A 13,313-nucleotide genomic window follows, 5' to 3' on the forward strand; every position below is an offset into this window, starting at 1 on the left:
GCGCGCGAGGTGGTGTCATCCGTCGCCATGACGGCCACCGACACCCACCGCGCCATCGACGCCGTATGGCGCATCGAATCGGCCAAACTCATTGCCGGCCTGACGCGCATGGTGCGCGACGTCGGCCTGGCGGAAGAACTCGCCCAGGACGCGCTGGTGGTGGCCCTGGAGAAATGGCCCGAGACCGGCGTGCCCGACAACCCGGGCGCGTGGCTGATGCAGACCGCCAAGAACCGCGCCATCGACCGGCTGCGGCGCAAGAAGCTGCTCGACCGCAAGCACGAGGAAATCGGCTACGAGATCGAGTCCAGCCTGGACGAGGTCGAAGAAGCGTTCTTCGACAAGCTCGACGACGACATCGGCGACGATCTGCTGCGCCTGGTCTTCATCTCCTGCCATCCGGTGCTGTCCACCGAAGCGCGGCTGGCGCTGACCCTGCGCCTGCTCGGCGGCCTGACCACCGATGAGATCGCGCGCGCGTTCCTGGCCAGCGAACCGACCATCGCCCAGCGCATCGTCCGCGCCAAGCGCACCCTGGCCGACGCGCAGGTGCCGTTCGAAGTGCCGCGCGGCGAGGAACTGGCCCAGCGCCTGTCCTCGGTGCTGGAAGTGATCTACCTGATCTTCAACGAAGGCTATTCGGCCACCGCCGGCGACGACTGGATGCGCCCGGGGCTGTGCGAGGACGCCTTGCGCCTGGGCCGCATCCTGGCCGGGCTGATGCCGAACCAGGCCGAAGTGCACGGCTTGGTCGCGCTGATGGAAATCCAGGCCTCGCGCGCGAAGGCGCGCACCGCCCCGGACGGCCAGCCGATCCTGCTGCTGGACCAGGACCGCTCGCGCTGGGACCGCATCCAGATCCAGCGCGGCCTGAGCGCGCTCGAACGCGCGGTGCAGCTGAGCGGTTCCAACGGCCCGTACGCGCTGCAGGCCGCGATCGCCGCCTGCCACGCGCGCGCGGTCACCGCGCAGGACACCCCGTGGCCGCGCATCGCCGCGCTGTATCAGCAACTGGCCTTGCGCACGCCCTCGCCGGTGGTCGAACTCAATCGCGCCGTGGCGCTGTCGATGGCGTTCGGCCCGCAGGCCGGCCTGGACCTCGTCGACACCTTGCTCGACGAACCGTCGATGAAGCACTACCACCTGCTGCCGACCGTGCGCGGCGACCTGCTGTTCAAACTCGGCCGGCGCGAAGAAGCGCGAGCCGAGTTCGAGCGTGCCGCCGCGCTGACGCGCAATGCGCGCGAGCGCGAGCTGCTGTTGGGGCGCGCCGCGCAGAGCGTGTGAACGCGGGATCGCGTTGAGCTTGCGGCATCGCCGTCAGCGGTGTCGCGAGGTCTTTTGTAGGAGGGCCTTCAGGCCCGAAGCTCTTCGACCCGATCGCCGACATCTAAAATCGCGAGCGAAAGACTTCGCGATATTGAAGAATAAATCTGCGGATTGCTTTGATAGCGCCGGATAGCTGAGAGGAAAGCATCGGGCCTAAAGGCCCTCCCACAAAAATATCCGCAGCCGCGAAGTCTGTTGTGGGAGGGCCTTTCAGGCCCGATGCTCTTCGGCCCGATCGCTGTTATTTCAAATTGCGAGTGAAAGACATCGCGATGTTGAAGAATCAATCCGTGGATCGCTTCGATAGCGCCGGACAACTGAGCGAAGAGCGTCGGGCCTGAAGGCCCTCCCACAAAAATATCCGCAGCCGCGAAGTCTGTTGTGGGAGGGCCTTTCAGGCCCGATGCTCTTCGGCCCGATCGCTGTTATCTCAATCGCGCATGAAAGACTTCGCGATATCGAAGAGCCAACGGCCAGATCGCTTCGAAAGTTCCGAGCAACTGAGCGAAGAGCGTCGGGCCTGAAGGCCCTCCCACAAAAATATCCGCGGCCGCGAAGTCTGTTGTGGGAGGGCCTTTCAGGCCCGATGCTCTTCGCTACGATCGCCGCCATCTCAATCTCTTCAAAGCGGTGACGCGAAAGCGCCTCCGATTGCGATGCAAACCGGGCCGGAGGTCGAAAACCGGAACTACCGCGTTGCTCGATACGCACCGCTCAAGACCTTGATGGTTGTTGCGCAACTCCTGAGTATTCAAGGCGGCGCCGCGCTCCACCGATTCGGATCGCTCGCGCCTACCTCACCCGCCCAGGAGTATCGCCATGTTGCGTTCATTGATCGGCACGGTGTTAGCGTTCGCTCTGAGTTTCCCCGTCGCCGCCGGCGTACCGCCTTTTCCCGCGTCTTTCCGCACGCAGGACATCGCCGCCAACGGCGCCACCTTGCACGTGCGCATCGGCGGACAGGGCCCGGCCGTCGTGTTGTTGCACGGGATGGGCGACACCGGCGACATGTGGGCGCCGCTGGCCGGCGTGCTGGCGCGCGACCACACGGTGGTGATACCCGATCTGCGCGGCATGGGGCTGTCTTCGCATCCGGAAGGCGGCTACGACAAGAAAAATCAGGCCGCCGACGTGCGTCAGGTATTGGAGATGCTGGGGATCGACCACGCCGTCGTGGTTGGACACGACATCGGAATCATGGTCGCGTTCGCCTATGCCGTGCGTTACCCGCAACTGACCGACAAGCTGGTGATAATGGACGCGCCCCTGCCGGGCATTCCGCCGTGGGAGCAGACCTTGCGCGATCCGGGGAAATGGCACTTCGATTTCGGCGGCAAGGATATGGAGCGGCTGGTGGCGGGCCGCGAGCGGATTTACCTCGACCGTTTCTGGAACGAGTTCGCCGGCGACCCGGGCAAGATCGACGAAGCCACGCGTCGTCACTACGCCGCGTTGTACGCACGCCCAGGAGGCATGCATTCGGTCTTCGCCCAATTCCACGCCATGCGCCAGGACGCGCTGGACAATCGCGCGGTGCTGGCGAACAAACTCGCCATGCCGGTGCTGGCCGTCGGCGGCGAAAAATCCTCGGGCGCGGATGTGGCGTCGATGATGCGCAATGCCGCGACCGATGTCAGCGAGGTCGTCATTCCCGGCGCCGGCCACTGGCTGATGGAAGAAGCCCCGCAGCCCACGGTTGCCGCGGTGCGCGCATTCATCGACAAGCCCTAGGGCCGTTGCATCGTTTTCAGAAGCCGCTTTCCCGCGGCTGAGAGGAAAGCGTCGGGGCTGAAGCCCCTCCCACAAAAACTGCGAGGTATGTTGTGGGAGGGGCTTCAGCCCCGACGCTCTTCGCTCCGATCGCCGCGCACTTCAATCGCGCGTACTCGACTCCCAAGCCGCATGCGTCACCCCCGGCAGGCGACGCAATCGCTCCACCACGGCATCCAACTCGGCGGCATCGACCGCGGTGCTGACCAACACCGCGACGATCTCCACCGAGGTCTCGCCGTGCTCGTCCAGATCGACATCGCCGACCGGATAGTTCGCCGCTTCCAGATGCTCGACCAAGGCCTCGCGAGCGGCCGGCGCGAGTTCGGGCTCGACCGTCAGGCGCACCTCGTAGGTCGCCTCGGAGGTCTGCTCATCGATCGGAATGCGGTTGATCGCATTGACCAGCGGCCGCAGCAAGGTGTTGCCGGCGATCACGAACCCGGTCAGCAGCGCGCCTTCGGCGATCATGTCCGCGCCGGTGCAGGCGCCGACCGCGGCCGAGCACCACAAGGTCGCCGCGGTGTTGAGCCCGCGCACGTTCATGCCTTCCTTCATGATCACGCCGGCGCCGAGAAAGCCGATGCCGGACACCACATAGGAAATCACCCGTACCGCCTCGACGCTGCCGGCCAGGCGCATGCCCAGATCGACAAACGCCGCCGCGCCGACCGCGACCAGCACGTTGGTGCGCAATCCCGCGGTGCGCTGGCGGTACTGGCGTTCGGCGCCGATCAAGGTGCCGAGCACGAAGGCCGCGGCCAGGCTCAGCACGGTGTCGAGAAACGGATACAACTGGAAGGTCTGGATGAAACGCATGGACGACTCCGTTCGGTGCGATCGGTACGGCGGGCGATGAAGGCGAAGCGGCGGCCGCCGCGGCTCAGCTGGGGTTGTCCAGGCTGAAGCGGTCGGCGTCTTCGTCATAAGCGAAATACTCCGCATAGCGTGCCCACGCCGTGACCGCGCGCAGGGTCGAGGCGGCGTAATCGGCCGACATGTGGTCTTCGAGTTCGTCGCGAAAGCGCCCGGCCGGGGCGCGATGGCTAGCGCGTTCGTCGAGTACGCGGCGGATATGCGCGGCCAACGGCACGTAGGCGGCCAACTGCTGGGCGAACAGCCGCTTGCGCGCGTCGATGCCGTCCTGGGCGAACCGTTGCCCGGCTTCGCTCAAGCGCAGGTCGCCATCGTCGAGTTCGGCCAGCCGCAGCAGTTGCAGGCTTTCGGCGATCGGAAACAGTTCGTCCACCTCCATCTGCAGATGCGCGGCCAATGCCGGCAAGTCGGCGCGGCCGCGATAGGGCGCGGCGGCGACGGCTTCGATCAGGCCGGCGATCAGATTGCTGGACACCTGCGGCAAGGCCGCGGCCAGAACGGCGCGCGCGCCGCCGCCTTCGCGCGGCGCCACCGCCGAGGGCGAGCCGGTCATGCGCGCGTAAATCGCATCGACCAGGGCGCGGAACACCGGATCCAGACGGTCGCGCGGTTGCGCCAGATCGACCCGGATCTCATCGACCACCCGGCCCGGATTGGAACCGAAGATCACGATGCGGTCGCACATCAGCACCGCTTCCTCGATGTTGTGCGTGACCATCAGCATCGCCTGGATCGGCATGCGGCCCTCGCTCCACAGATCCAGCAGATCGGTGCGCAGGGTTTCCGCGGTCAGCACGTCCAGCGCCGAGAAGGGCTCGTCCATCAACAGCACCTTGGGCTGCACCACCAGCGCGCGCGCCAGGCCCACGCGCTGGCGCATGCCGCCGGACAGCTCCTTCGGATACGCGCTTTCGTAGCCGTCCAGACCGATCAGGTCGATCGCCGCGAGCGCGCGCTGGCGGCACAGCGCCGGCGCGATGCCGCGCGCTTCCAGGCCGAGTTCGACGTTCTGCAGCACCGTCAGCCACGGAAACAGGGCGAAGCTTTGGAACACCATGGCGATGTCGGCCGGCGCCTGCGACAAGGGCGTGCCGCAGAACGCGACCTCGCCTTCGCTGGGCCGGATCAGCCCGGCGATCGCGCGCAGCAAGGTGGATTTGCCCGAGCCCGAACGGCCGAGCAGGCCGACGATCTCGCCGGCGCGCAACGTCAGATCGACGCGATCGAGCACCAGCAGCGGCGCCGCGCCGGCCTTGTCGTAGCTCTGGCGCAGGCCGCGCACTTCGACCAGCGCGGCGGATTGGGTGTTGAGGGTGTGGGAGAAGTTCATGGTGTTGCTCCGATGAAATCCGCGAGCGCGCGGCTCGCTTTGAACGAAAAGAGGGTGCGTGCTCAATCCAGCCGCAGCCGGCGTTCGGCGTACACGTACATGGGCCGCCACACGGCGCGATTGAACAGCGTCACGAACAGCGACATCACCGCCACGCCGAGCATCACCCGATGGAAATCGCCGGCCTCGGTGGCGCGGGCGATGTAGGCGCCCAGCCCGTGCGCTTGCACGCGCTGATCGCCCCAATGCACCAGTTCGGCGACGATGCTCGCGTTCCACGAGCCGCCCGACGCGGTCAGCGCGCCGGTGACGTAGTAAGGAAAGATTCCCGGCAGGATCGCCCGCCGCCACCAGGTCCACGAACGCAGGCGGTAGACGCTGGAGGCTTCGCGCAGGTCGGTGGGAAACGCGCTGGCGCCGGCGATGACGTTGAACAGGATGTACCACTGCGTGCCCAGCACCATCAGCGGCGACAGCCAGATGTCCGGATCGGCGCCAGTGGAGACGATCGCGATCACCGCCACCGGGAACAGCACATTGGCCGGAAACGCGGCAAGGAACTGCGCCAAGGGCTGCACGCGCGCGGCCAGCCGCGGACGCAATCCGATCCACACGCCGACCGGCACCCAGATCAGGCTCGCGATCGCGATCAGCACCGCCACGCGCAGCAAGGTCGCCAGGGCGCCGCCGAAGGCTTGCGCGACATCGCTGGCGTTCAAGGTCTGGCGGCCGTAGTCGAAGGCGTACCACGCGCCCCAGGCGGCGAGGGCCAGCACCGCGGCCAGCCACAGGCGATCGATCCAGTTCGTCGCGCGCGCGGCGGACGGCGCGGCGGCGATCGCGCGTCGGCGCCAGCGCAGCCGCATCGCGCGCTGCCACAGCCACGCCAGCGGCCGCAGCGCGCGCTTGACCAGGCGCGTGCGACGCGCCAACTCGTACACCCACGAACGCGGGCGCTGCTGGCCGGCGGTGGTCTCGACCCGGAACTTGTCCGCCCAGGCGACGATGGGCCGGAACAGCAACTGATCGTAGAGCGCGATCAACACCGCCATCGCCGCCACCGCCCAGCCGACCGCGGCGAAATTTTTCTGCGCGATCGCCATGGCGAGATACGAACCGATCCCCGGCAACTCGACCGTGGTGTCGCCGACGGTGATCGCCTCGGAAGCGACCACGAAGAACCAGCCGCCGGACATCGACATCATCATGTTCCACACCAGCCCCGGCGCCGCGAACGGCGCCTCCAGGCGCCAGAAGCGCTGCCATGCGCTCAGGCCGAAGCCGCGGCTGACCTCGTCGAGATCGCGCGGCACCGTGCGCAGCGACTGATAGAACGAGAACGCCATGTTCCAGGCTTGGCTGGTGAAGATCGCGAACACCGCCGCGCATTCGGCGCCGAGCTGGCGCCCAGGAAACAGGCCGAGGAAGAAGGTCACGGTGAAGCTCAGGAAACCGAGCACCGGCACCGACTGCAGGATGTCGAGCGCGGGCACGATGATGCGTTCCGCGCGCCGGCTCTTCGCCGCCCAGGTGGCGATGAGGAAGGTGAACAACAGCGAGGCCAGCATCGCCGCGAACATGCGCAAGGTGGTGCGCAGCGCGTACTCGGGCAGGTGCGAGGGAGCGAGCGAGACCGGATGCTGCGACAGCAGCGCCAGCGGATCGCGCGCCGCGGCCGCGCCGTGCGCCAGCAAGGCCGCGGCGGCGATCAGCAACGCGAACGCGATCAGGTCATAGACATTGGGCCACACCCGGGCGCGCGCGAGCGCGGCCAGGAGCGGGAACTGCGAACGTGGACGGAGTGCGGACTTCATGGCGAACCTCGATTCGGCTCAGTGGAACGGCGCCGCCGGTGCGATCTGCGCGGACGGCGGCGCGAGCGAAAATTGCGCGCGGGCAGGCGACAGGCGGAGGTTCGTCGTCGCCGGCGGCGACCGGGGCGCTGAGCCAGCGGCATTCGAGGAGGCCGTTGACGGGGTTGCGTTGCCAGCGTGCGATCAACTTGGGGTTGTTATCGGCCGGAAGGTTCTGCGCGCGCGGATGCGAGGCGACGTTCGTCGCCATGGCTTCGACGCACAGCGGTTGAATCGCCGGTTGAACGGGCGATTGAAGGAGGTGTTGAATCTGTGCGCCGTGGATGGCGCGCACAACGGCGAAACGCTTGATGATCATGATCGACCTCGATGAGTGAGGTGCGCCGGCGCTCAGCGCGGCAATGCGAAATTGAAACCCAGGGTCAGCCACGGACTTCGCCCGTGGTCGCTGTGATCGCCGATCAGCACATCGACGCTGTGATCGGCGCCGAACCCGCGGCGCAGCCCGAGTTGGGCGATGCGGCCGCCGCGACGCTCGGCGAAAACTTCCGCCAGCACGCTCCATCGATCGCGCAAGGCCTGCTCCACACCGATGCCGGCGCTGGCCATATCGCGGCCGCGACGCGGCGCGTTCCAGCCCAGATTGAAATGCCAGTACGTCCGGCCGGCGGCATCGCCGGCCACGCTCAGCGGCAGATTGAAATTCCAGCCGTCGAAGCCGCCGCGCGGCGCGTTCCAATTCGCGCCCAGCGACGCAGCCAGCGCCCAGCGTCGCGACGGCGCCTCATGCAGCACGCGCTTGGCGCCGAACGCGGCGACATGCGCCTGCGCAGGATGGGCGTAATCGCTCAGGCCCAGCCCGAACTCGGTGCCGGCGACATTGCAGGCCGGCACCAGCGTCAGCTCGCGACCCGGCGCGGACGCGCGCAGCCAGCTTTCGAGCTGGCACTGCGCGGCCGGCACGATGGCGGCGTCATCGACGTACAGGCTGGCGCCGGCGCGCGCCGCGCCCACGGGCACGAGCGAGAACGCCGCCATCAGGACGAATGCGGTCTTCGTGGACATCGGCGATCTCCGGACGAACGGAAACGCCAAAGGCCACCTTGGCAGGTGTCTTCAGATGGAAACTGCAGTGCGGGTAGAGACGCGCGAACCCCGGCGGGCGAGTGGGGTTCGGCGATTGCGGCTCCGTTCTTCGCGAACGGTGCCGACCTGGGACATCCCAGACCTGTGGCGATCCGTCAGCGAGTGCGCTGCAGCGTAGGTCTAGATCGACTGTCCAAGGTGTTGGCCTCTGGAGGGCGGGGAAGGGGGTTAGCGGGGCGCATGATCCTCGCGCCGCGCGGCCGGGTCAACCCCATTACGATGCGGGCGGCGCGATTCGCCAGGGTCGGTTAATACGGTGGGCGCGGCGCTCAGCCGCGCGCCATCAATCCCTGGATCAACGCCGTCAGCGTCGCCGCCGCCTCGGCTTCCTCGACGCGGCCATGGCTCATCTCGCGCGACAGCGCTTCGCCGGCGCCGATGATGGCGACGCAGCGGCGGCGCAGTTCTTCTTCGTCCACCTTCGAATACGGCGCGAGCAGATCGCGATAGGACGCGACGTAACCGGCCACCAGTTCCTGCTGCACGCGCTCCATCTGCTCATCGCCCTTGAGCGCGGCGAAGATGGCGTGGCATTCCGGGCCGGCGGTACGGAAGCAGCTCATGTAGCTGTCGCCCATCAGCTTGGCCACATCGCTCAGGCGCTTGGGCGTGCGTTCGAAATCCTGCGCCAGCCGTGACGCCTGGCGTTCGTCGATCTGTTTGTACAGCGCGATCAGCAGCCCCGAGCGGGTACCGAAGTGCTCGTAGGCGATCGGCTTGCTGACGCCCGCGCGTTCGGCCACATAACCCAAGGTCAAAGCATCGGTGCCTTGCTCGCGCACGATCGTCATCGCGGTTTCCAGCAATTGTTCGCGGCGCTCGGCCTTGGGCAGGCGGCGGGCGGTGGTCTCGGTCATGCGGGGCGGTCTCGTGGGAACGAAGCGCTTGACAGCGCGGGGGTAATCGTATCTTACTGTTGGTAACTTACCAATCGTAGCTTGTGGCGCAGCCCCGGTGCGGGGCGACGCCGCGACCTCGCAACCCTCAGGTGTCCGGCCTATGAATACCCGCGTTTTCGCCGTCTAAACCGCGCATCGCCGCGCCCAACCGAACCTTGCCACCGATCGGCGTCGCCACGCCGGTTGCGACCTCTTGCGGCTTCGCGCCGCCCACGGACCCGCCATGGACTTCTCCCGCTTCTTCATCGACCGCCCGATCTTCGCCGCGGTGCTGTCGATCCTGATCTTCGCCGCCGGCCTGATCGCGCTGCCGATGCTGCCGGTCAGCGAATACCCCGACGTGGTGCCGCCGACCGTGGTGGTGCGCGCGGTCTATCCCGGCGCCAACCCCAAGGTGATCGCGCAGACCGTGGCCACGCCGCTGGAGGAAGCGATCAACGGCGTGCAGGACATGATGTACATGAAGTCGGTGGCCGGCACCGACGGCGTGCTGGTCACCACGGTCACCTTCAAGCCCGGCACCGATCCCGACCAAGCGCAGGTGCAGGTGCAGAACCGCGTCAGCCAGGCGCAGGCGCGATTGCCCGAGGACGTGCGCCGCCAGGGCGTGACCACGCAGAAACAATCGCCGACGCTGACCATGCTGGTGCATCTGGTCTCGCCGCAGGGCAAGTACGACTCGCTGTACCTGCGCAATTACGCGACCTTGAAGCTCAAGGACGATCTGGCGCGGCTGCCCGGCGTCGGCCAGACGCAGATGTTCGGCAGCGGCGACTACGCGATGCGTATCTGGCTCGACCCCGGCCGCATCGCCGCGCGCGGGCTCAGCGCCGGCGACGTGGTGCGCGCGATCCGCGAACAGAACGTGCAGGTTTCGGCCGGGCAACTCGGCGCCGAGCCGATGCCGGGCGCGAACGAATTCCTGATCCCGATCAACAGCCAGGGCCGGCTGCAGAGCGAGGCCGAGTTCGAGCAGATCGTGATCAAGAGCGGCGAGGGCGGCGAGATCGTGCGGCTGGCGGACGTGGCCCGCGTCGAACTCGACGCCGGCGACTACACCATGCGCGCGCAGCTCGACAACGTCGATGCGGTCGCCATCGGCATCTTCGAATCGCCCGGCGCCAATTCGATCGCGCTGTCGGACGCAGTGCGCGAGCGCATGGCGCAACTGGCCAAGCGTTTTCCGCCGGGGCTGGAGTACCGCATCGTCTACGACCCGACCGTGTTCGTGCGCGATTCGATCAAGGCGGTGGTGACCACGCTCGGCGAAGCGGTGCTGCTGGTGGTGCTGGTGGTGATCTTGTTCCTGCAGACCTGGCGCGCGTCGATCATTCCCCTGATCGCGGTGCCGGTGTCGGTGGTGGGCACCTTCGCCGCCTTGTACGTGCTCGGATTTTCGATCAACACCCTGAGCCTGTTCGGTCTGGTGCTGGCGATCGGCATCGTCGTGGACGATGCGATCGTGGTGGTGGAAAACGTCGAGCGCAATATCGAGCAGGGCCTGACGCCGCTGGAGGCGGCGCATCAGGCGATGCGCGAGGTGTCCGGGCCGATCGTCGCCATCGCCCTGGTGCTGTGCGCGGTGTTCGTGCCGATGGCGTTCCTGTCGGGCGTGACCGGCCAGTTCTACAAGCAGTTCGCGGTGACCATCGCCATATCGACGGTGATCTCGGCGATCAATTCGTTGACCTTGTCGCCCGCGCTCGCCGCGAAGCTGCTCAAGCCGCACGGCGCGGCCAAGGATGCGCCGTCGCGCTGGATCGAGCGCCTGTTCGGCTGGCTGTTCCGTCCGTTCAACCGTTGGTTCAAGACCGGCTCGCAGCGTTACCACGGCGCGATCGCGCGGCTGCTGGGCCGTCGCGGCGCGGTGTTGGCGGTGTATCTGGCGCTGCTGGTCGGCAGCGGGGTGATGTTCCAGGCGGTGCCGGGCGGTTTCATTCCGACCCAGGACAAACTGTATCTGATCGGCGGCGTGAAGCTGCCGGAGGGCGCGTCCTTGTCGCGCACCGACGCGGTGATCCGGCGCATGAGCGAGATCGCGATGAAGACCGAAGGCGTGCACGCGTCGGAAGGGTATCCGGGCCTGAACCCCTTGCAGTTCACCAACACGCCCAACACCGGCACCTTGTTCTTCGAACTGCAGCCCTTCGCCCAGCGCGGCCGCAGCGCGGAGGCGATCAACGCCGAGCTCAACGAAAAATTCTCCGCGTTGCAGGAGGGGCTGGCGTTCTCGTTCATGCCGCCGCCGATCCTCGGCCTGGGCACCGGTTCGGGTTATGCGCTGTATGTGCAGGATCGCGACGGCCAAGGCTACGGCGCCTTGCAGAACGCGCTCAACGACTACAACGCGGCGATCGCGCAGGTGCCGGGCCTGGGCTATCCGATCAGCACCTATCAGGCCAACGTGCCGCAGCTCGATGCCCGCGTCGATCGGCTCAAGGCCAAGGCCCAGGGCGTGCCGCTGAGCGAGGTGTTCGATACCTTGCAGACTTATCTGGGCTCGGCCTACGTCAACGACTTCAACCGTTTCGGCCGCACCTATCAGGTCATCGCCCAGGCCGACGGCGCGCATCGCGACAGTGTTGAGGACATCGCGCAACTGCGCGTGCGCAACGATCGCGGCGAGATGGTGCCGCTGGGATCGATGGTGAGTTTCGGCGAAACCTACGGCCCGGACCCGGTGATCCGCTACAACGGCTACCCGGCCGCGGACCTGGTCGGCGAAGCCGATCCGCGCCTGCTGTCGTCCACGCAGGCGATGGACGCCTTGACCGAACTGGCGCGCAAGGCCTTGCCCAACGGCATGCAGATCGAATGGACCGACCTGAGTTATCAGCAGGCGACCCAGGGCCGCGCGGCGTTAATCGTGTTTCCGTTGGCGGTGCTGCTGGTGTTCCTGGTGCTGGCGGCGTTGTACGAAAGCTGGACATTGCCGTTGGCGGTGATCCTGATCGTTCCGGTGACCTTGCTGTCGGCGCTGGCCGGTGTGTGGCTGAGCGGCGGCGACAACAATGTGTTCGTGCAGGTCGGGCTGGTGGTGTTGATGGGGTTGGCGTGCAAGAACGCGATCCTGATTGTCGAGTTCGCGCGCGAACTGGAGTTGCAGGGACGCGGGATCGTCGAGGCGGCGTTGGAGGCGTGCCGCTTGCGTTTGCGGCCGATCGTGATGACTTCGATCGCCTTTATCGCCGGCACTGTGCCGCTGTTGTTTGGTCAGGGCGCGGGCAGTGAGGTGCGTGCGGCGACTGGGGTGACGGTGTTCGCTGGGATGTTGGGGGTGACTTTGTTCGGTTTGTTTCTGACGCCGGTGTTTTATGTGGCGTTGCGTAAGTGGGTGAGCCGGAGGGCGTTGGGGCAGGAGCGAGTACCGCAGCTTCCGGCGTCTGTAAATCCCGCGGCGACGCTGCCTCTTGCCTGAGCGAACCATTGCTCGTTGCCGTTGCCGTTGCCGTTGCTGTTGGTGTTGTTGTTGCCGAGATCTTGCTTTGCCTCAGCTTCGCTTAGCTGTGTGCTTCGGATTTGCTGTTGCTGTTGCTGTTGTCGTTGCTGGGCGCAGCTTGTAACTCGCGAGACCAGGGACACCCGGAGGGCGGCGCACATGGACGTGCGCCGGGTGCCACCTTGGGCAGGATGCCCAATGTGGCACCTGCCCGCGCGAGCACCGCACTCGTGGCTTTTGACTCGAAACAGCCTAAAGCCCTTTCTTTGGTTACTTTCTTTGTGGCTTTGGACAAAGAAAGTGACCCGCCGCTCTATGGCGGAAGCGTTTAGCGTTTGATCTTGCTTCAAGCTTCTTTTGCTCGTCATTCCCGCGAACGCGGGAATCCAGAGACTTCAAACGTTCTCGCACGAAAGGCACTGGATTCCCGCGTTCGCGGGAATGACGGTAGGAGGCAGTGCGCAGGACTGGTTGTTTCTGTCATGGCCTCAGGCTCTTAGAAGCCTCAGGCAAGATCAAACGCCTAAAGCTTCCGCCATGGAGCGGCGGGTCACTTTCTTTGTCCAAAGCGACAAAGAAAGTAACCAAAGAAAACGCATTGACTGTTTCGAGTCAAAAGCCACGAGTGCGATGCCGACGCAGGCAGGTCCCACATTGGGCATCCTGCCCAAGGTGGGACCCGGCGCACGTCCATGTGCGCCGCCCTCCGG

At 66.3% G+C, this 13,313-nt stretch carries 10 protein-coding genes; 4 read left to right on the forward strand and 6 right to left on the reverse strand.

What is annotated here, in order from left to right; all coding sequences use genetic code 11:
- The first annotated feature begins 27 nt into the window (after positions 1-27).
- Positions 28-1,287, forward strand: coding sequence for an RNA polymerase sigma factor (locus AB4Y92_RS03590; protein WP_441818584.1), 1,260 nt, complete (start codon positions 28-30; stop codon positions 1,285-1,287).
- 861 nt (positions 1,288-2,148) lie between these two features.
- Positions 2,149-3,060, forward strand: coding sequence for an alpha/beta fold hydrolase (locus AB4Y92_RS03595; RefSeq protein ID WP_441818402.1), 912 nt, complete (start codon positions 2,149-2,151; stop codon positions 3,058-3,060).
- A 16-nt stretch (positions 3,061-3,076) separates the two neighbouring features.
- Here AB4Y92_RS03595 and AB4Y92_RS03600 read toward each other — a convergent pair whose 3' ends face one another.
- The 4 genes from AB4Y92_RS03600 to AB4Y92_RS03615 form a co-directional block, all read right to left on the reverse strand.
- On the reverse strand, positions 3,077-3,226 hold the full coding sequence (locus AB4Y92_RS03600) for a DUF6053 domain-containing protein (RefSeq protein ID WP_441818403.1): 150 nt from the start codon (positions 3,224-3,226) through the stop codon (positions 3,077-3,079).
- Positions 3,202-3,918, reverse strand: a complete 717-nt coding sequence (locus AB4Y92_RS03605) for an MgtC/SapB family protein (protein WP_441818404.1) — start codon at positions 3,916-3,918, stop codon at positions 3,202-3,204. Before AB4Y92_RS03605 ends, AB4Y92_RS03600 begins: the two co-directional genes overlap by 25 nt.
- Positions 3,919-3,982: 64 nt before the next feature.
- Positions 3,983-5,305, reverse strand: a complete 1,323-nt coding sequence (locus AB4Y92_RS03610) for an ABC transporter ATP-binding protein (RefSeq protein WP_441818405.1) — start codon at positions 5,303-5,305, stop codon at positions 3,983-3,985.
- Positions 5,306-5,367: 62 nt separating this feature from the next.
- Entirely contained in the window at positions 5,368-7,119 is a 1,752-nt protein-coding gene (locus tag AB4Y92_RS03615) for an ABC transporter permease (RefSeq protein ID WP_441818406.1), read from the reverse strand.
- On the opposite strand from AB4Y92_RS03615, the gene AB4Y92_RS03620 reads away from it, so the two are divergent.
- Entirely contained in the window at positions 7,118-7,492 is a 375-nt protein-coding gene (locus AB4Y92_RS03620; RefSeq protein WP_441818407.1) for a hypothetical protein, read from the forward strand. The two genes, AB4Y92_RS03615 and AB4Y92_RS03620, sit on opposite strands and share 2 nt — an antisense overlap.
- Before the next feature lie 17 nt (positions 7,493-7,509).
- Here the strand turns inward: AB4Y92_RS03620 and AB4Y92_RS03625 are convergent, their stop codons facing one another.
- Together AB4Y92_RS03625 and AB4Y92_RS03630 are read right to left on the reverse strand one after the other, a co-directional pair.
- Positions 7,510-8,184 carry a hypothetical protein gene (locus AB4Y92_RS03625; protein WP_441818408.1) on the reverse strand — a complete coding sequence of 225 codons (675 nt, stop codon included), beginning with the start codon at positions 8,182-8,184 and terminating at the stop codon, positions 7,510-7,512.
- A 350-nt stretch (positions 8,185-8,534) separates the two neighbouring features.
- Positions 8,535-9,122 (reverse strand): TetR/AcrR family transcriptional regulator, encoded by a 588-nt coding sequence (locus AB4Y92_RS03630; protein ID WP_441818409.1) that lies wholly within the window; start codon positions 9,120-9,122, stop codon positions 8,535-8,537.
- Positions 9,123-9,387: 265 nt separating this feature from the next.
- On the opposite strand from AB4Y92_RS03630, the gene AB4Y92_RS03635 reads away from it, so the two are divergent.
- Positions 9,388-12,582, forward strand: a complete 3,195-nt coding sequence (locus tag AB4Y92_RS03635; protein WP_441818410.1) for an efflux RND transporter permease subunit — start codon at positions 9,388-9,390, stop codon at positions 12,580-12,582.
- Positions 12,583-13,313 lie beyond the last annotated feature (731 nt).

Origin of the sequence: Lysobacter sp. TAB13 (genome assembly GCF_052113885.1) — a bacterium.
In the GTDB taxonomy this organism is placed as follows: domain Bacteria; phylum Pseudomonadota; class Gammaproteobacteria; order Xanthomonadales; family Xanthomonadaceae; genus Lysobacter; species Lysobacter gummosus.